Origin of the sequence: Dongia sp. (assembly GCF_041910485.1) — a bacterium.
GTDB lineage: Bacteria > Pseudomonadota > Alphaproteobacteria > Dongiales > Dongiaceae > Dongia.
In genome coordinates this window covers 53,169-71,902 of sequence record NZ_JAYRQR010000045.1, presented here as the reverse complement: position 1 = coordinate 71,902, position 18,734 = coordinate 53,169, and the positions used below count along the sequence as shown (strand labels likewise).

18 protein-coding genes are annotated in these 18,734 nt (G+C 60.9%); 6 read left to right on the top strand and 12 right to left on the bottom strand.

Annotated elements, in window-relative coordinates; all coding sequences use genetic code 11:
• Window positions 1–61 precede the first annotated feature (61 nt).
• A complete protein-coding gene (locus ACE3PP_RS14530) occupies window positions 62–940 on the bottom strand; it encodes an alpha/beta fold hydrolase (protein ID WP_374383511.1) in 879 nt (292 codons plus the stop codon).
• Window positions 941–1,013: 73 nt separating this feature from the next.
• Here ACE3PP_RS14530 and ACE3PP_RS14525 point away from each other — a divergent pair, with 73 nt between their 5' ends.
• On the top strand, window positions 1,014–1,604 hold the full coding sequence (locus ACE3PP_RS14525; protein ID WP_374383509.1) for an ABATE domain-containing protein: 591 nt from the start codon (window positions 1,014–1,016) through the stop codon (window positions 1,602–1,604).
• Here ACE3PP_RS14525 and ACE3PP_RS14520 read toward each other — a convergent pair.
• The 5 genes from ACE3PP_RS14520 to ACE3PP_RS14500 are packed head-to-tail and all read right to left on the bottom strand — an operon-like array spanning window position 1,601 to window position 5,995.
• The gene (locus tag ACE3PP_RS14520) at window positions 1,601–2,209 is read right to left on the bottom strand and encodes a dimethylsulfonioproprionate lyase family protein (protein ID WP_374383507.1); all 609 of its coding nucleotides are present in this window, start codon (window positions 2,207–2,209) and stop codon (window positions 1,601–1,603) included. The two genes, ACE3PP_RS14525 and ACE3PP_RS14520, sit on opposite strands and share 4 nt — an antisense overlap.
• An 11-nt stretch (window positions 2,210–2,220) precedes the next feature.
• Window positions 2,221–3,273, bottom strand: a complete 1,053-nt coding sequence (locus tag ACE3PP_RS14515) for an ABC transporter ATP-binding protein (protein WP_374383506.1) — start codon at window positions 3,271–3,273, stop codon at window positions 2,221–2,223.
• Window positions 3,266–4,054: an ABC transporter permease gene (locus tag ACE3PP_RS14510; protein WP_374383504.1), complete on the bottom strand. Its 789-nt coding sequence runs from the start codon at window positions 4,052–4,054 to the stop codon at window positions 3,266–3,268. The genes ACE3PP_RS14515 and ACE3PP_RS14510 overlap by 8 nt, the downstream gene beginning before the upstream one ends.
• Before the next feature lie 2 nt (window positions 4,055–4,056).
• Window positions 4,057–4,914, bottom strand: a complete 858-nt coding sequence (locus ACE3PP_RS14505) for an ABC transporter permease (protein ID WP_374383502.1) — start codon at window positions 4,912–4,914, stop codon at window positions 4,057–4,059.
• A complete protein-coding gene (locus tag ACE3PP_RS14500) occupies window positions 4,907–5,995 on the bottom strand; it encodes a PotD/PotF family extracellular solute-binding protein (RefSeq protein ID WP_374383500.1) in 1,089 nt (362 codons plus the stop codon). Before ACE3PP_RS14500 ends, ACE3PP_RS14505 begins: the two co-directional genes overlap by 8 nt.
• A gap of 97 nt (window positions 5,996–6,092) precedes the next feature.
• On the opposite strand from ACE3PP_RS14500, the gene ACE3PP_RS14495 reads away from it, so the two are divergent.
• Window positions 6,093–6,734: a TetR/AcrR family transcriptional regulator gene (locus ACE3PP_RS14495; RefSeq protein ID WP_374383498.1), complete on the top strand. Its 642-nt coding sequence runs from the start codon at window positions 6,093–6,095 to the stop codon at window positions 6,732–6,734.
• Window positions 6,735–6,736: 2 nt separating this feature from the next.
• Complete coding sequence (locus ACE3PP_RS14490; protein ID WP_374383496.1) at window positions 6,737–7,471, top strand: MBL fold metallo-hydrolase; 735 nt, start codon at window positions 6,737–6,739, stop codon at window positions 7,469–7,471.
• Window positions 7,472–7,479: 8 nt separating this feature from the next.
• Here ACE3PP_RS14490 and ACE3PP_RS14485 read toward each other — a convergent pair whose 3' ends face one another.
• Window positions 7,480–8,664 (bottom strand): pyridoxal phosphate-dependent aminotransferase, encoded by a 1,185-nt coding sequence (locus ACE3PP_RS14485; protein ID WP_374383494.1) that lies wholly within the window; start codon window positions 8,662–8,664, stop codon window positions 7,480–7,482.
• A gap of 216 nt (window positions 8,665–8,880) precedes the next feature.
• On the opposite strand from ACE3PP_RS14485, the gene speB reads away from it, so the two are divergent.
• Window positions 8,881–9,849 carry an agmatinase gene (gene speB, locus ACE3PP_RS14480; protein ID WP_374383492.1) on the top strand — a complete coding sequence of 323 codons (969 nt, stop codon included), beginning with the start codon at window positions 8,881–8,883 and terminating at the stop codon, window positions 9,847–9,849.
• A gap of 50 nt (window positions 9,850–9,899) precedes the next feature.
• Here the strand turns inward: speB and ACE3PP_RS14475 are convergent, their stop codons facing one another.
• Both ACE3PP_RS14475 and ACE3PP_RS14470 read right to left on the bottom strand, forming a co-directional pair.
• Window positions 9,900–10,427 carry a c-type cytochrome gene (locus ACE3PP_RS14475; protein WP_374383490.1) on the bottom strand — a complete coding sequence of 176 codons (528 nt, stop codon included), beginning with the start codon at window positions 10,425–10,427 and terminating at the stop codon, window positions 9,900–9,902.
• A 188-nt stretch (window positions 10,428–10,615) separates the two neighbouring features.
• Window positions 10,616–11,083 carry a DUF992 domain-containing protein gene (locus ACE3PP_RS14470; protein ID WP_374383488.1) on the bottom strand — a complete coding sequence of 156 codons (468 nt, stop codon included), beginning with the start codon at window positions 11,081–11,083 and terminating at the stop codon, window positions 10,616–10,618.
• A gap of 204 nt (window positions 11,084–11,287) precedes the next feature.
• Between ACE3PP_RS14470 and ACE3PP_RS14465 the strand changes: the two genes are divergently transcribed.
• Window positions 11,288–12,208: a LysR substrate-binding domain-containing protein gene (locus tag ACE3PP_RS14465; RefSeq protein WP_374383486.1), complete on the top strand. Its 921-nt coding sequence runs from the start codon at window positions 11,288–11,290 to the stop codon at window positions 12,206–12,208.
• 126 nt (window positions 12,209–12,334) lie between these two features.
• The gene (locus tag ACE3PP_RS14460) at window positions 12,335–13,267 is read left to right on the top strand and encodes a dimethylarginine dimethylaminohydrolase family protein (protein ID WP_374383484.1); all 933 of its coding nucleotides are present in this window, start codon (window positions 12,335–12,337) and stop codon (window positions 13,265–13,267) included.
• A 78-nt stretch (window positions 13,268–13,345) separates the two neighbouring features.
• Here the strand turns inward: ACE3PP_RS14460 and ACE3PP_RS14455 are convergent, their stop codons facing one another.
• The 3 genes from ACE3PP_RS14455 to betI all read right to left on the bottom strand — a co-directional run bounded on the left by ACE3PP_RS14455 (window position 13,346) and on the right by betI (window position 18,614).
• Window positions 13,346–15,442 carry a PAS domain S-box protein gene (locus tag ACE3PP_RS14455; protein WP_374383482.1) on the bottom strand — a complete coding sequence of 699 codons (2,097 nt, stop codon included), beginning with the start codon at window positions 15,440–15,442 and terminating at the stop codon, window positions 13,346–13,348.
• Between the two features lie 98 nt (window positions 15,443–15,540).
• The gene (locus ACE3PP_RS14450) at window positions 15,541–17,610 is read right to left on the bottom strand and encodes an acetate--CoA ligase family protein (protein ID WP_374383480.1); all 2,070 of its coding nucleotides are present in this window, start codon (window positions 17,608–17,610) and stop codon (window positions 15,541–15,543) included.
• 5 nt (window positions 17,611–17,615) lie between these two features.
• Window positions 17,616–18,614 carry a transcriptional regulator BetI gene (betI, locus tag ACE3PP_RS14445; protein ID WP_374383478.1) on the bottom strand — a complete coding sequence of 333 codons (999 nt, stop codon included), beginning with the start codon at window positions 18,612–18,614 and terminating at the stop codon, window positions 17,616–17,618.
• Window positions 18,615–18,734: the final 120 nt, after the last annotated feature.

The following is an 18,734-nucleotide window of genomic DNA, read 5'->3' as shown; positions in this document are numbered from 1 at the left end:
CTATTGCCAAAAGCAGGGCGCATAGGACGCAAGGAGCGACGAGACGTCAAGCCCCACTCCGTCAATGCAGCTTGAAGAAATCAGCCAAAGCCCCGGCGCACGCTTGGGGTTGTTCTTCCGGTACAAAATGTCCGCAATCGAAAGGAATATCCTGCACATCATCGGCCCATGCCCGCCATGCGGTCAGCGGCGAAACCCCATCGTCGAGATAGTCGCGCCCCCACAGGGCCAGCACCGGTGCCACGATCCGCTGCCCCGCGTCGCGCGAGCGGCGGTCGTCGACGATATCGGTACTTGCCCCAGCACGGTAATCGGCACAGCTTGCGGCGATGACATCCGGATTGCGATAGGCGGTGCGATAGGCTTCGCGCGCTTCCGGCGTCAACTTCTTGGAATCACCCGCCCAGCGCTCAATCAGATGATCCAGATAAAAGACGGGATCATGGCCGATCATGCGCTCCGGCATTGGCGCCGGCTGCGCCAGGAACGGCCAGTGATAGGCCGACAGCGCATGCTGCCAGTCCATGTTTTCCCACACCGCCAGGGTCGGCAAGATATCGACGGCTGCATAGGCCCTGACCCGCTCGGGATGATCGAGCGCCAGGCGGAAGCCGACGCGCGCACCGCGGTCATGTCCCGCCACATAAAACCGATCATGACCGAGCATCGACATCAGTCGCGCCATGATCCGCGCGGTATTCCTCTTGGCGTATTGACGGTGCTCGGCATCCGGTACCGGCCCGCGGCTTGCGCCATAGCCGGGAAGGTCCGGAATGATCAGTGAGAAATCGCGCGCCAGGAGCGGCGCCATCTGATGCCAGGCGGCATGGGTTTGTGGGAAACCATGCAACAGGAGCAAGGCTGGCCCCTGCCCCCCCGTCACCACATGGAGGTCCGTCTCGTCGATCGCAACCCGTTGCCGCTCGAACCCTTCAAACATCTCTGCCTCCGCCGATGGAACCCCTTTAACAGGTTCCATTGCATATCAGAGGGGAACCGGTTATACAAGTTCCATGAAAGAACACGACCACATGGCGTCGATCGAACCAGGCGATTGGGCCTTCCATTTCGATACCGGTCGCTCCTGCCTCAATTTCACGGCAACGATGGCCGAGCGGAATGGCCGCAAGTTCGACCGCTGGCGCAAGGCAGAAGACCTGGCGCGCTGGTTTGCCGAAGCGGGGTACGACGCGCCCGCCCATGTCGGCGCGAACGACCTTCAGACGGCCCGGGAATTGCGTGAGACGATTTATCGCCTCGTTACCGCCGCCAATTCAGGAAAAAGACCGAAGCCGGTCGATATCGACATGGTCAACCAATGGGCGGCAAAGCCCGTGGCAGCACCGCAGCTTTCTGCCGATGCCAGGCATGTCGCCTGGCGGGCCGGAAAAGCCTTCGAGGCCGCACTTGCTGACCTTGCACGCGATGCCATCGACCTGGTTACGAGCGACGACCTAGCTAAGCTGCGCGAATGCGAAGAACATTCCTGCTCGGTCCTGTTCGTCGATCACTCGCGCCCAGGAAAGCGCCGGTGGTGCTCGATGAGTCGCTGCGGCAATCGTGTGAAGAAGCTTGCCTTTCGGCAGCGGCAGTCGGCGCCCTAAACCCGGTCCGTGACCCACAGGCTCCAGATCGCGAGCAGCGGCCGATCGTGCGAACGCATGGCATGCAGGATATTCGATCTGTTGTAGACATGGCCGCCGATACCTGGGGTGACCCAGTTGTCGTCGCTACCCTGCATCCAATCCCCTGACGACAGCGCCACATAGATTTCCTGTGGTGGGTGGTGGTGATCGGGATAGCGTACATGCGGCGCCAACAAGCTGACGCCGATCCAGATATCATCCCGCTTTTCCAGCCCGTCCGGTCCGACAATCGTCGCATTGGCATGACCGTCATAGAACGGCGCGTCACCGGGCTTGGCGGTCCAACGGCGGTCCCATGCAAGTTGCGGCTCGATGGCGGCAAATGAATCGGCTAAGGCCGCGACCGCGCCACCTTGTGCACGGGCGGTCTGCAAGGCACCCGCAATCTGGCCACAGACCGGTAATCGATTGGGCTTCCGGGGCGCTTGCGGCGCATCGAGCCGCAATCCTTCCCCGATCCGGCGCGCAACCCGCATGGGTTCGCCATCCGGCGACAGGCAGGCAATGATCGCCGCCTGCGACCGGTCCAGGAATGCCTGAAGATCGCGGGGGCGTGCGTTCATTTACCGGTTTCCTATCGCTGGAGCAGAACCAGATCGCTTCTGGCCGCATACAATGCGACGTCACGGCCCGGCGTCAAGCCGGCCGAAACGGGTGCACGCAGGATGAGATCCAGGTTGCCGATCCGGCAATGGCAGCGGCAATGGGTTCCCTGAAACGACATTTCCGCGACCGTGCCGTGACCGAGGCCGACACTGTCCGCCACTGGCGTCAGCATCAATTGCTCAGGTCGCAGGGCTATATGAACCGCTGCTCCCGGCGTGCCGTCGCCCGCGATCACGACGGCACCGAACGCCGTTTCGATCTTGATGTCGGGACCAACACACTCGACCACCCGCCCGGCAATCACATTGCTCTCGCCCATGAATTGGGCAGCGAAGAGACTGGCGGGTCTCAGATAGACCCGGTCCGGGGGCCCCATATCCTCGATACGCCCCTTATTCACGACGACAATACGGTCGGCGATCGACATCGCCTCTTCCTGATCGTGGGTGACATGGACGAAGGTCGCACCAGAACGGCGCTGCAGACGAACGAGTTCCTCCTGCATCTGCCGGCGCAAGGCAAGATCCAAGGCACCCAGCGGCTCATCGAGCAGCAACACCTTGGGTTCTACGGCCATTGCACGGGCGAGCGCCACGCGCTGGCGCTGGCCGCCGGAAAGCTGGTGCACGCCGCGGCTGCCAAAACCCTCCAGCCCAACCAGTTTCAGCATCTCGGCTGCCTTGGCCAGGCGATCTGCCTTCGGGACTTGCCGCATCCGGAGGCCAAACGCGACATTGTTGGCAAGACTCATATGTGGAAAGAGCGCGTAATCCTGGAACACGGTCGCTGTCGGCCGCTTGGCCGGTGGCAAGTCGGTCACGTCCATGCCGTCGATCAGAACCTGGCCGGCGCTGGGTTCAGCGAAGCCGCCGATCATGTTGAGAAGCGTGGTCTTACCGCTGCCTGACGGCCCCAACAGGACGACGAACTCCCCGGCCTTCATGGAAAGGTCAAGGGTTTCCACGACCGTGACGCCCTCATAGACCTTGCTCACTTGTCTGAGTTCGACGCGGTCAGACATTGCTTCTCCTCGATCGCCACAGCAGGAACTCGACCAAGCCGACGGCCAGAATGGAAATGATGAAGACCAGAGTGCCGGTGGCGTTGAGTTCCGGCGACAGGCCCGATTTCAGCATGCTCCAGATCACGACCGGCAGGGTCACGTCGAAGCGACTGAGCAGAAAGGCGATGACGAACTCATCCCAGGACAAAGTCGCGGCGATGAAGAAGGCCGCCAGCAATCCCGGCCACAGCATCGGCACCGTTACCAGCAGAATGACCTGCCAATCCTTGGCGCCCAGATCATAGGCGGCCCGCTCGATATTGGCCTGATGCTCGCCGAGCTGGGCATAAAGAATGGCGAAAGTGAGTGGCAGATTGATCACTACGTGGCCTATCCCGATGGCCCACAGCGATTTGGAGATTCCCAGATAGTTGAATGTGATCTGCAAACCCATACCAATGATGAGGTACGAGACCGTGATCGGCGCCATCAGCAGGAACTGGTAGAAGCCGGCTAGGCGCCGCTTCTGCCGCGCCATCGCATAGGCGGCGAGAAAACCGAGCACCGTCGCCATGAAGGCCGAACCCAGCCCCACCAGAAGCGAATTCGTCAATCCGTCGGTGATCTTGCGGTTCGCCAATACCTTCGCCCACCATTTGAGGCTGGGTCCGTCGAATGGCGGCACGGGGGCGAGGCCGCCTTGGAACGAGAATTGGATCAGTACCAGGACGGGCAAGAAGATGAACAGCAGCATCAAGGCGAGATAGACCCAGGGTACCGCGCGGCCGAGCGCCTTCATGATCAGACGCGCTCCATCTTGAGGCGCTTGGCGAAGACCAGGAACGCCGCCGTGATGACCAGCATCAGGATCATGGACAGAGCCGAGGCCAGCGGAAAGTCCGCCTGCCGCCCGATCTGCAGCATCACCGCCTGCGGCAGCAGCATCTCCTTCGATCCGCCCAGGATTTGCGGCGTGATGTAGTCGCCGATCGCCAGAACGAAGGTCAGAAACGCTCCCACCGAAACGCCGGGCAGGCTCAAGGGCAGCGTCACGTGCCAGAAGACCTGCCACCCGTTGGCGCCGAGATCGGCTGCAGCCTTGCGGTAGCTCTCCTTGATCTGCACCAGATTGGCGTAGATGGTGAGGGTCAGCAGCATGGCAAAGAAGTGAACGAAGCCCAGCACGGTCGCAAAGCGGCTGTTGCCCATGCCGATGGGTGTGTCGAGGATGCCGGCCGAGAGCAGAAACTGGTTGATGATCCCGTTCTCCGACAGCACCAGCAGCCAGCTGTAGGAACGCACCACGTAGGACGTCCAAAACGGCAGGACAGTCAGCACCAGGGCGAAACGCTGCCAATGCCTGGGGACTTTGTAGGCGAGAATGTAAGCCAGCGGATAAGCAACCACGACAGAGACGATCGACGTGATCACCGTCACCTCAATCGAATTCCACAAGGCGCCGACGAAGGTGCCATCGGCGCGGGTCAGGAAGGCGCGGTAATTGTCGAGCGTCCAGACAAGCTCAATCTTGCCGTCGATCCGTGCCGAAAAGCTCATCACCAGCATGGCAACGAGTGGCAGGATGAAAAACAGGACAGTCCAGGCAAGAGCCGGGGCATGACCCCAGCTCTTCAAGCCCGGCAGTTTGGATTTAGGCACCGAGCACTTCCGTCCAGACTTCCTGCATCGCTGCATCCAGCTCCGCATCGCCGAAGAAATACGGATAGGATTTGGCGATGAATTCCGGCTGCTGGTCCCAACGCAGGCGCTTCTTCTGCTCGTCGTTGAGGTCTGCTTTCGAATTGGACGGCATCGCCCAATAGCAGTCAGCCGTGGCCAAACGGCCCTGACCCTCGGGCGAGACAATGTATTTCACGAATTCGACGGCCAGGTCCTTCTTGGTCGACTCCTTGAAAATGCCGATCGACTGCGACCAACGCACACCGCCCTCATTGGGCAGTACCCAGTCGAGTTCCGGCTTCTCGGCCATCAGCCCGGCCACCGCGAATTCGCCGCCGCCGACGATAATGTCAGCCGACCCCGTAACCAGCGCGTTCTGCGTGGTCGGCACGTCGCCCACCAGTGACGACAGCTTCTTCATCTCCACCAGCTTTTCCTTGATGGCGGGGAGATGCATCTTGGTGATCTCCTGCGGTTTGATACCGAGCGCGATCGCGACCATCTCCATCGTCGGGATGTAATAGTCATAGATAGCGATGCGGCCGGCATATTTCGGGTCCCACATCACCTTGGCTTGGCGCGCCTCTTCCTGGCTCACCTTGGTATTGTTGAAGGCGATGGTGTTGTAGCCGAACTTCTCCGGTACCGCGTAAAGCTTGCCGTCCTTGTAATGCGAATCCGGCTGCTTCAATTCCGGGAAGATGTCGGCCCAGGGCATTTCCGCATCCGGCAGTTCGCCGAGATAGCCTTTGGCAACGGCGCTCATGATATCCCCGGTATCGGCGACGAAGACATCCCAATCGCCGGGCTGCGATTGCTCGAGAATGCTGTAGGCAACACCCGGCAGGTCGTACTCCTTGGTGTTGATCTTGATGCCGTGCTTCTCGGCGAAGGGATCCAGCAAGGCCGCACCCGTGTGATCGCACCAGACCAGCAGGTTGAGTTCATCCGCGGCACGCGCGCCCTTCGGCATGAAGCTCAGCGACGCCAACGCGCCGGCACCGGCCTGCAATGCGCGGCGGCGCGAAATCATGTGTCGACCCATGGAACTGATCATCATCCGTCTCCCTAAAAGAAGCGAAGCCTCGCGTTTTTCTTATTGCGAAAAAAGTGAATGAACTCCAAAATAAAGTCAATTCAGATTTTCGAGAGCCTCGATGACCGGTCTCCGCGAAAGACAGAAAGCCGGCCGCCGCCGCGATATCCTCGCCGCCGCCAGCCAGTTGTTCCGCAAGAACGGCTTTGCCGACACCTCCGTCGAAGCGATTGCCGCCCTCGCTGAGGTCGGCACGGGCACTGTCTACAACTACTTCTCGTCCAAGGGCGATCTGCTGATGGCCCTGGTGGCCCTCGACGGCGAGCAGGCCCGGGCCAAGGGCGAGAAATACATCAAGCGCGCCCACGACGATGTTATGGAGGCAATCTTCGGCCTCCTCTCAATGTATGTCGACCATGCCCTCATCCATCTCACCAAGGAATTGTGGCGCAACGCGATGGCGACCGCCCTCACCCAGGCGGATTCTCCTTTCGGCATTAGCTATGCTGAAAACGACCGGCTGATGGCGGCACAGGTCGCCGAGCTCGTCACGGCCCTTCAGACGGCCGACAGGGTCCGTGCCGATCTTGACGCCACGGCGGCCGGGTCAGCTCTCTTCATCCTGGTCAACGGCCTGTTCATGCAGTTCGTCGCCAAAGACAAGATGCCGAAATCAGCGCTGAGCACACGCCTGCGCGATCAGCTCGCGGTCCTGGTAAGCGGCCTGATCGAACCCGCGCAGCCGCAACGGAGGCGCGCCTGAACATGCAGATCGCGTCGGCAGAGAATTGGTACGAAACGCGCCAGATCGGCGACGGCGTCACTTGGATTTATGAGCCCTTCATCAAGGAATATTACCGCTGCAATATCTGGCATGTCCGGGGGCGCGACCGGGACCTGCTGATCGATTCCGGCATGGGCGTCGTTTCGCTGCGCGAGCAAATTGCTCGGTTGGCGGAACGGCCGATCCTCGCGGTCGCCTCGCATACCCATTTCGACCATATCGGCACACATCACGAATTTGCCGACCGCGCCGTGCACCCGGCCGAAGCAGAAATTCTCGCTCATCCAACGAGGGCAAACACAGCCGCCGATTATTACGTTGCCGATGATTCCATCTTTACCGCTCTCCCACCCGGCGATTGGAAAGCGCTTAAATACGAAGTCATGCCGGCACCGGCCCAAACGCTGCTTGAGGAAGGCAGCATCGTCGATACCGGCGACCGGTCGTTTGAAGTCTTCCATCTCCCCGGCCATTCCGACGGCTCCATCGCGCTCTATGAGCGCGCGACCGAGACGCTTTTCTCAGGCGATGTCATCTATGACGGCGAGCTCGCCTATGATGCCGGGAACGCGGACGAGATGCGCCAATATGTGGCCAGCATGAAGCGGCTGCTCGATCTGCCTGTCCGCATGGTCCACGGGGGACATTACCCGAGTTTCGGCCGCGACCGGATGCTGGCGATCGCGCGGGCGTTCCTCGCGGAATTCGATCGGTGAGTGGCGGCTTAAGCCACCTTCTCCATCAGCTGGCGCGTGAAATCGGCAATCCGGCGGCAGGCCTCGGTCAGGCTGATCTCGTCGATCGCAAACGAAATGCGGATATGACCTTCGGCGCTCGGTCCGAACGCCGTCGCATCAAGCGTCGCCACCCCCGTCGCCCGGAACAGGGCCCAGGAATATTCATGGCCGCTCATGCCGGTGCCGCGCACATCGGCCAGCATGAACATGCCGGCGGCGGGGCTGCGGCAGACGATGCCGGGAAGCTGGCTCAGCGCCTGCACCGCCATGTCACGACGGTGTCGATAGATCTCGCGCATTTCGGCGACTTCCGGCACCTCATGCTCCAGCGCCATCGCCGAGGCGTTCTGGATGAAGGGCGGCAGGCCATAGAGATTGGCAAGCCCCAGATTGCCGCAATGATCGATCAGCGCCTTCGGACCGACGACCCAGCCGAAACGCCAGCCGGTCATGGCGTGGGATTTGGAGAGGCTGCTCACCGTCGCCGTCCGTTCCGCCATGCCGTCAAGACCGCAGATGCTGACATGCGCGCCGTCAAAAATCAGCGTCGAATAGACTTCATCGGCCACGACCCACAAATCATGCTTCTTCGCCAGAGCGGCTATGCCCTCAAGCTCGGCCCGATTGAAAGCGACGCCGGTCGGATTGCTCGGCGTTGCAAAGAAGATCGCGCGCGTCTTCGGCGTGATCGCCTTGGCCAGATCGTTGATGTCGAGGCGGAAATTGTTGGCGGCCTTCAGCGGCACGCGCACCAGCTTGGCACCGCTCGCCTGAATGGTTGCCTCGTAGGTCACATACATCGGCTCGAGGACGATGGCCTCGTCACCCGGATCGAGGATCGTCATGGCGACGGCAAAGAGGCCGCTTTGGCAACCCGACATGATCGCCACATTGTCGACCGTCGCAGCCTGACCGGTCGTGCGGCTGTGCTGGGCGGCCACGGCCTGGCGCGCCCGCGGCAACCCCAGAATGTCGGCATAATGCGTGTCACCGGCGCGCAGCAGACGCACCGCTTCCTCGGTGATTTCCTTCGGCGTATCGAGATCGGGATCGCCGATGGAAAGGATGATGACGTCCTTGCCGGCCCGCTTCTGAGTGAGCGCCTCGACATGAAGATCCCAGGCGGCAGCACCTTCGCCGGCAACACGTTCGGTCAGTTGGGAAAAGCGCATGATGAGACCCCGACAGTCGCGGCACTTTTCTTTTTTGTGCCAGTTGGATTCGCACAAGGAGTAGAGTCCGCGCCGAATGGGGTCAAGACGTGTCTTTTCAAGCAGTTGAAAGGCGATCTCGCCGCTCGGAAACGCGTGCTAGAATGAGTTCAATAACGGCGTTTCGCCAGCCTTCTCGGCGTTTCGCCATTTACTACGACAAATGAGGTCAAGATCATGAACAAGGTTCCGCAGGACAAAGTCTTCCACCAGCCACTGGGCGGCAATCAGATGCCGCGCTTCGGCGGCCATGCCAGCATGATGCGCCTGCCGACCAAGACGAGTGCTGCCGGCCTCGACGCCGCCTTTGTCGGCGTGCCCTTCGACATCGGCACCTCGAACCGCTCCGGCACACGCTTCGGTCCGCGCCAGATCCGGGCCGAATCCTGCCTCATCCGCCCCTACAATATGGCGACGCGCGCCGCCCCCTTCGATTCATTGAGCGTTGCCGACATCGGCGATGTCGCCATCAATACCTTCAATCTCGAAAAGAGCATCGCCATCATCGCGGCGGCCTATGACGAGATCCTCGCCCACGATTGCATTCCGCTGACGATGGGCGGCGATCACACGATCGCCCTCCCCATCCTGCGCGCCATGAAGAAGAAATACGGCCCGGTCGGCATGGTCCATGTCGATGCGCATGCCGACATCAACGACACCATGTTCGGCGAGAAGATCGCCCACGGGACGCCCTTCCGCCGCGCAGTTGAGGAAGGCCTGCTCGACGGCAAGCGCGTCGCCCAGATCGGGCTGCGCGCCACCGGTTATTCGGCCGAGGATTTCGATTGGCCGCGTTCCCAAGGCTTCCGCGTCGTTCAGGCCGAGGAATGCTGGTACAAGTCCCTCGCCCCGCTCATGGCCGAAATCCGGGAACAGCTCGGCAAGGGTCCGGTCTATCTCAGCTTCGACATTGACGGGCTCGATCCCTCATCCGCGCCGGGCACAGGCACGCCGGAAGTGGGCGGCCTCACCACCATCCAAGGCCTTGAGATTATCCGCGGCTGCCGCGGCCTCGATCTCGTCGGCTGCGATCTTGTCGAAGTCTCGCCGCCCTATGACCCCAGCGGTAACACGTCGCTGCTGGCCGCCAACCTGCTATATGAAATGCTCTGCGTTCTGCCGGGCGTTAAATATCGCGCCTGAAGTCAGCTCAAGAATGAAACACGCCCGGACACCTCGTCCGGGCGTGTTTCCTATTCCGGCATCTTCACGGTCATGTAGGGTGCCGTCGGCTTTTCTTGCGCACCGAAAGGACCGGGCACTTGATGCTCGACCGGCTGCAAGGTCCGCAGATACGCGACCAGAGCGGCAGCATCTTCCTTGGAAATATGGCTGTAGGACATCCACGGCATGGCGGGCGCCAACTGACGGCCGTCTGGGCGCACGCCTTGGGTGAAGGCGGCAATCACCTGCTCGTCGGTCCAATCGCCGAGACCGGTCTTTTTGTCCGGGGTCAGGTTCGACGGATAAAAGACACCGAGCCCCGGTATCTCGAATCCAATATCGGATCCCGCCAGCGGCGTCTCCAGATTGGGCTTGGGCGTGAATGCCCCACTATTGTGGCAGCCGCCGCAATCCATGATGTGGCTCAGATATTCGCCGCGCTTTGCGTTTGCATCCGCCAGCGCGTATCCGGCCGACTGAATGGTCATTGCACCGGCCAGCATGACCGGAATGAGGTTCTTCATCTTTCCTGGCTCCTCGATAGAGCGACCGGTCACGTCCCCGATTTCCGGATCAGCCCGTGATTTCGCGGCGCTTCTTTACGGTCGGAGGCGCAAAGAGAAAACATAAGACAATGCTAAACGGGTCTGCGGAGCCACCCATTCCCGGTAACCCCCATATGCAAAGAGGGCCGCGGATAGTACCGCAGCCCTCTCCAAAACAGCAGCTAACTGTTTGACGCGGATCAGATACCCGGACGAAGTGTGATCTGCGCGACACCGGCGGCGACGTTAACGCCGACGCTGCCCGTGACGCTCACCGGCTGCAGGGCGATCTGGCTGTTGCCGCCGCCGACCAGCACATTGGCGCCAAGGCCGAGGCCAGCCGCCACATCGGCGGTCGCTCCGCCGTAATCGCCGGCCAGGGCACCCGGAGCGACATTGCCCGGCGCAAAGACGACCCAGATCATATGGGCTTCCTTGGTGAAGCCGATGTCGACACCGTACTTGTTGATCTCACCGTTATAGACTTCGGCCGAACCGTCGGCGCGGGTGAACACGCAGGACATCGACTTCGAAGAGCCGAAAATGAACCCCATCCCGCCAGCCACATTGCAGCTGAGCGAGCCCACATTCACACCCGCCGCCGAAAAGGCCGGGGCAGCAGAAATCATCAATGCCGCGGCCGCGGCGATCAGGCTACCAACTTTCATTTTTGAAGCTCCCTTGAATGAAAAGTGCTCCGTCGCCCGTCCGCGGCGGTGATTGCAATCTAGCACTCGTCCCCCGAATCTCCCAGACCAGAGGTTGTGACGGCCCTCACAAACCCTTAATTTCTAGGCATTTATCGCCCTATGGACATCTCCGGCCGATCCGTGAACTATCGCCGGACAAGTTCTTAAAGAGCCGCCAAGACCTTGCAGAAGCGACATCTTCCACCCCTCAATGCCCTGCGAACTTTCGAAGCCGCCGCTCGCCATTTGCACATGGGACGGGCTGCGGACGAGCTCGGCGTCACTCACGGCGCAGTCTCCAAGCAGATCGTCAATCTCGAGGAACAGCTGGGCCTCGCCCTCTTTCGCCGCATCGGCAACCGGCTGGAACTGACCGAACCCGGCTTCAAGCTCTTAAAGGCTTCTGGAAATGCCTTCGACCAATTGTCCTATGCCATCGCGCGCCTTGAGGGCCAGGCGATTGCCGGCGAACTACGTGTTTCGGTCCCGTCTGCTTTTGCCGAAAAATGGCTGATCCCACGCTTGGCCAAGTTCACCGATGCGGCGCCCGAGCTCAAGCTTTCGCTCCTTTCCGCACATGCCAGCTACGACCCGGCCATTGCCGATGTCCTCGGCGACGGACTTGATCTCGCCGTCCGCTTCGGCGAGCCGGTCTGGAAGGATGGAACAGCCAGATTGCTGTCTCATGTCGGTTCCTTCCCGGTCTGCTCCCCGGTCCTTCTGTCCGGCAGCGAAGCCCTCAGCACACCCAATGATCTCTTGCGGCACACGCTGCTCCTCGACGACCCCGCAGGAGCGAATTGGCGCCGCTGGCTCGCCGGTGCCGGCCTGCCCAATGCCGAGATCACCCGCACGCTCTATTTCCAGGACTTCAATCTACTTCTTGCTGCCGCCCGCCAGGGCCTCGGTTTCTGCCTTGCCGACGAGCTCACGGCCGGTGAGGACCTGGCTCGGGGTCAATTGCTGCGCCCCTTCCGCCAGTCCATCGAACATCTCGGCGCCTACTTCGTGGTCCTGCCGCCGCTGGTGTCGCCGGCCGCCCGAGCCTTTGCCGAATGGCTGGAGGCAGAGATTGCGCTGTTCATGGCCGACCCGGCGCTTTGAAACGCAAAACCCGCTTCGGCCACCTGTGAACTAAAGTGGATGAAGCCGGCAATTTTACTCCCTGGGCCGCGTGCCGGGCGGGCTGCTACTCTTGCCACCCCTTCCACCAGATCAGGGAACGATCGGATGACCAGCCCGCAAACCCCGCTCCGCGCCCGTGTCGTCGGCGGCGGCACGCCGCTTATGAAAAAATGGAATCTTGCCTCCGAATCCGGCGCCCTCAAGGACGTGCTCCTCGGCCCGGCCGAAGGCTTCCGCTGGATGGGGCTGGAGAACGCCGCCTGGTCCTCCCTCGTGCGCGATACCATGCGCAAGGGCTACAAGTTCGACAAGCAGCTCGCCATGCGTCAGCACCGCGAAATGGTCAGCGCTTACGAGAGTGCCGGCGTCAACTGCCATTTCCTGCCGCTCGATGAAGACAATCCCTATCAGGTCTACGCGCGTGACTCGTCGTTCATGACGCCCTATGGCGCCGTCATCTGCCAGATGGCGAACCCGCGCCGCCGCGGTGAGTACGCCTCCTGTCTCCGCTTCTATCTGGAGAATGACATTCCGATCTACGATATGGTCAGCTCGGGCAACTTTGAAGGCGGCGACTTCAATATCATCGCCGACAAGACAGCGCTCATCGGCTACACCGACCATCGATCCGAGGAAATCTCGGCGCGCCAGATTTCCGGCTGGATGAAGGAAGAAGGTTGGGAGATCAAATTCGCGCCGATCGACCAGTTCTACGTCCATATCGATCTAATGGTCTGCATGCTCAACGAGCATGTCGCGGCTGTTTGCCTGGAGACGACCGAGGACGATATCATCGACTTCCTCAAGCAGAAGAAGATCGAAATCATTCCGGCAACGTTCAAGGAAACGATGGCTCTCGGCTGTAACGTCGTCGCCCTTGGCAAAGACCGCATCCTCTCAACGGCGGGCGCCAAGGACCTCAACACCAAGCTGCGCGCCAATGGCTTCACCGTCTATGACCCGGACATGACCATGTTCACCTGGGCCGGCGGTGGCGTTCACTGCATGTGCCAGCCGCTCAACCGCGAAGCTGCCTGATCTGGATATCGACCCTCGCCGGCGAAAGTCGGCGAGGGTCATCCCTTCGGCACGACCTCGGACATAGCTACCGGATCTTCACCGCGACATGATCCGCGCCAGAACTTCCATCAATTTGGCCGGATCGACGGGCTTGCTGACATAGTCGTCCATACCGGCGGCGATATAGCTCTCTCGGTCCCCCGGCATCGCATTGGCGGTCAGTGCGACGATTGGCAGATTTGCCGCCCTTGACGGCAGGTGCCTGATTTCACGGGTCGCGGTCGGGCCATCCATGACCGGCATTTGGACATCCATCAGAATGGCGTCGAACTCTTGGCTCTGCGCCATCGCAACAGCTTCTGAACCGTTGCTGGCAATGGTGACAGTATGCCCAAGCGCTTCTAGGACAGCGCGCATCAAGAATTGATTGGTGGCATTATCCTCCGCCACCAGCAATCTCAACGCACGGTCTTCAAGACCACGCTTCTGCGGCTCGCCGGATTCGTTGGGGGCCTGACCGATTTCGAGCGGAATCTGGAACCAGAACGTGCTGCCGACACCGAATTGACTCTCGACACCGATCTCGCCCCCCATCAACTCGGTCAATTGCTTGCAGATGGCAAGCCCCAGGCCCGTACCGCCATACTGCCTTGTGGTGGATCTGTCGGCTTGGGTAAAGCGAGCAAAAAGACGCTTCGCCGATTCCTGATCGATGCCGATCCCCGTGTCGCGGACGCGTGCGATCAGCAATATCTCCTCATCGCCCCGCGGCTTCCATGCCACTGACAGAGTCACCGAACCCTGCAGAGTGAACTTGATGGCGTTGGAGATCAGGTTGAGCAGGACCTGACGTATGCGATGTGGATCTCCGCGCAGGAATTTTGGCGGCTCATTCTCGATTTCGTAGGTAAGATCAATTCCCTTGGCATTGGCTGAGGGACGCAGAAGCCCCACCACATCATGAATCAGCTCACAAAGGGCAAAATCAACTTTCTCTAGTTCGGTCTTGTGCGCCTCAAGCTTGGACAGATCCAGAATGTCCGACGTGGTCTGGATCAGTTCATGCGCCGATCGCATCGCGGTCGCAACCAGATTGGCCTGCTCGACCGACAGATCGGTGGATTTCAGCAATCCCAACACGCCCATGATGCCGTTCATCGGCGTTCGGATTTCATGGCTCATTGTCGCCAGAAAGCGGGACTTCTCGACATTGGCGGCTTGGGCTTCATCCCGGGCTTCGGCCAAAGTCTCCAGCAATGTGACCTGGCGCGCGGCTTCCATCTCGATGCGCTCATTGGCGACTTCGAGGTCGGCCAGCCGCCGCTGCAATTCCGACTGCGCGCGCGCCAAAGCGGCTTCGCGTTCGCGCCGTTCCGAAATGTCCACCGCCATGCCGAGAAAGCCCGTCACATCTCCTTCCTCGCCGCGGAGAGCCGTCACACTCAGCAGAACCGGAATTCGACTGCCGTTCTTGTGAACATAAGTCCATTCATGTTCCGCGCGTCGACCGATGCGGGCATCGGCTACAAAGACATCGAATCCAGGCAAAATATCTGGATGCGGGCCACTTTTCAGGGTTTGCGCACGCTCGGTGACTTCGTCGGGATCATGGAACAATGCCGGCGTCGCGCGGCCGATCATCTCTTCGGCATCATATCCCAGCATGCGCTCCGCCGCCCGGTTGAAGATCTCGATCGTTCCATCCGTGCGGGTACCAATGACGGCGTACCCAGCATGGTCCAGGATCGCTGTCTGCAGTTGCGATATCTCTCGGAACGCTTCTTCGGCCTTCTTGCGCTTGGTGATATCGAAGCGCACGGCGGTGTATCCGGCGAGTTCACCGTCCGCATCGAACGTTGGGATGATATGCGTGTCGACCCAATAGTGATTGCCGTTTTTCGTACGATTGCGAATTTCGCCGCGCCAGATCTTGCCTGCTGAAATCGTACGGAACATGTCGGCAAAGAACGGTTCCGGATGCAGGCCGGAATTCAGCAAGCGGTGGTTGGAACCAAGCAGCTCTTCCCGTGAATAACCGCTGATCTCAACAAAGAGATCATTGGCGTAGGTAATCGTGCCTTCAAGATCGGTAATCGCGATGATGGCGACCTTGTCGGTCACCAACTCCGGACGCATCGACAGAACCTCTCCGATCTGACTGGGCGTCAGGCGAAGCTCTTCAGCTAGCGACATTTATTCCTTCCGGAGCAATGACCAATAATCCTCAAACCCTAACTTGCGTTCGTTAATAGGGTGATAATACGTCGATTGATTATTGGTATCGTGCAGGACTACTTCGCGATGATCAGCGCATCGACGGCCACCGCACCATTGTCATTCACTATCAGCGGGTTGACATCGACCTCGCGAACTAGCCCCGCAAGATCGGCCGTCAGACGCGAGAATGCGGCAAGCGCTTCTGCCATTTTTGCGACGTGCGCCGGTTTGGCGCCACGCTTGCCATCAAGAAGCGGGCGCAATGCCAGCGCATCGATATGACGCCGCGCTTCCTCGGGGCCGAACGGTGGCAGGGCAAAGCGACGATCCTTCATCATCTCAATAAGGACGCCCCCCGCACCGACCATCACTACCGGACCGAATTGCGGATCCAGCGTCATGCCGAATGAAATTTCGACACCTTTCCCAGCCATCGGCATCAGCAGCACGCGCGGTCCCAGGCGCTGCGCCAGATCGGCATAGGATTCGGCCAGTTCGGCCTCGTTCTTCAGCCCGAGCTTCACACCGCCCACGTCGGATTTGTGTTGGATGCCGGGCTGCGCCGTCTTCAGGACGATGGGATAACCGATCTCTCCCGCAGCACGCTTCGCCTCGGCAAGCGTGTCCGCGTGGATATGCGCGATCACCGGCACACCGTAATCGGCCAGCAGGTCGAGTGCCTCTGCTTCGGAAAGGTCGCCTGCGGCCAGGCGCTGCGCCCATTTCGCGCGCAAGCCGGATGGCGCCGGAACCGTGGGCTCGGCCTTCATCGCTCGCCGGTCGCGGGCCGCCATCGCCTTCTTCACCACGGCGAGCATTGGTGCGACACCGGAGAGCACCGGGACACCGTCATGGGCGAGCTTCGTCACCACGTCGAGATTGGCATTGCTGCCCACGTTTGTTGTGTAGAAGACCGGCTTGGTCGATCGCGCCGCGACACGGCGCAGGATGTCGGCATAGCCCGCCGAAAGGTAGTAGCCGTCCCGCGCCTCGACGCAGAGCGAAGCCAGTGCCGTGTCCGGATCGTCGACCAGGGCCTGCAGACAATCCTCGAAGATGCCGGCCCAATCATTGCCAGTGCCCCAGGCATCGAGCGGATTGATCGGCTCCAACCCGAATTCGAGCCGCGCCGCCAACTTCGACCGCGTCGCCTCGCTGATTTTGGCGAACGGCACGCCCGACTCAATCCCCAGATCCAGCACCAACTCGCGGAAACCGCCGGAATCATGCATCGTGGCAAGACCGCCCGGCGCCAATTTGCGCTCGCTGGAAAAGAGGTGCAGCGCATTGACCAGCTCGTCCATGTTGGCGACCTCGATCACGCCGTAGCGATCGAAGAGCGCCTGGTAGGCGGCATGGTTCCCAGCAACGGCACCGGAATGCGAGACAGCGAGGGCCGCACTCTCCGCCGTGCGCCCAACCTTCAGTGCGACAACCGGGATCTCCATGCGCTGCGCCTTGGCGAGTGCTGCCTTGAAGCCTTGCGGGTCGCGCACGGTCTCCAGGAACAGGCCGACGACCTTGGTCGCCGGTATGTCGAGCGCGAAATCGAGATAGTCGGCGACGTTGGTCGCAAGCTCCTGCCCCGCCGAGACGGCCAGAGAGAAGCCGAAGCGTCGGTCGGTATGGCACAGCGCCGAGAAAGCCGAGCCGGAATGCGTGATGAAGGCGACATTGCCTTTGCGGATCCAGTCGGGCGGCGGGAAGCCGCAGACGCGCAGGCCGAAATCGAGATGGTAGAAGCCCATGCAATTGCCGCCGCAGATGGCCATGCCCGCCGCGCGCGCTTTCCGCGCGATCCGCTCGGTGAGCTTCGGCTCCGCGTCATTTTCGAGATAGCCGCTGGCGAAGATGGTGACACCGCCGACACCCGCCGCGATCGCCTCGTCGAGCGCCGCCTCGAGCCGCGCATTGGCGATGCCGAGCACCGCCATGTCGATCCGCTCTGGAATCTCGGCGAGCGATTTGTAGCAGCGCTGCCCATCGATCTCGTCATAACCCGGATTGACGAAATAGATCTTGGACGGCGTCCCCGCCATGCCGGTCGAGGTGATCATGCCGCGCCCGACACTGCCCTCCTTCGGGCTGGCACCAACGAGGGCAACCGTCTTCGGCCTGAGCAACCGGTCGAGCTTGTGGGACATGGACGTTATTCGGGCTTGCTTGCCAACGTCGCCAGGGCCGCGCGTTCGCGCATCGCCTGTTCCTGGGCGCTCGCCAGGCGCGCTTCGAACAGACGCTGCGCCTCGTCATGGATCGGGCCATAGATCTCCATCCAGAGCTGCGCATCGGTCGCCACGATGAGGCGACCCATCTGCCACGAGGTGGGCTCGGCGCGGCCGTCGAGCCAGCTTTCCAATATCTTCACCGAGATGCCGGCAGCGGCGGCCAGTACTTCGCGGCGCATCGGCCCCACCGGCTCCAGGCGCTTCCTGAGGGCAGCGGCGAGGCGTGCCCGATGCGCGTTGCGCCCCTGCACTTCCTGGTCGATGGCCAGCACGACGCCATTGTCATTGTCGCTTTTGCTCTTCTTAGCCCCGCCGGAGAAATGGGCCGGAAAGACCGAGGCGAGATAAAGGCGGCAGATGCGCTTGGCTTCCTGCCGGTTGAAGGCCTTCGGCTCCATCAGGCAGTCGAACCACATGCCGTCGATCATGGCATTGAGGCCGGTTGCGACGTCGCCAGCCGAGACGCCCTCGTAACCGCCTTCCTGGATGATGCGCGCGCACAGCGTTTCGGTCTGGGCGAGATAGTCCTGCTCCAGCCGCGAGACCACATCATGATAGGCGTTGTTGCCGCGCGCTTCCGCCCAGAAGGCGTACCAGATCGAGACCTTTTCCACATTGCAGACGGTCGGATGGAAGTCGGCCTCGATCATCGCTTCGAGGCCGGCGGCCGGCGCCACCTTCCCCTTGTTGATCGCCGCCTGCCAGAAGGCCGAATATTCCTCGGCGATCTGCTCCAGCGTCGCGATGAGGAGCTGTTCCTTCGACTTGAAATAGAAATTGACGATTCCCGGCGAAAGGCCGGCCTCGGACGCCACATGGGTCAGGGTCGCATTGGCATAGCCCACGCGCCCGATCGCGCGAATTGTCGCGTCTATCAATTGCTTACGGCGAACTTCCTTGACCGCTTCAGCCTTGGCCATGGGGCCTTTTAACCTTTCCGGAATCGGATGGGAGAATCGCGATAACTACATGATATCGTTAACTTTGCTGCGCTCGCAACATTAAATACGCATTCAATGAACTTGCCTCTCGCTGAATCG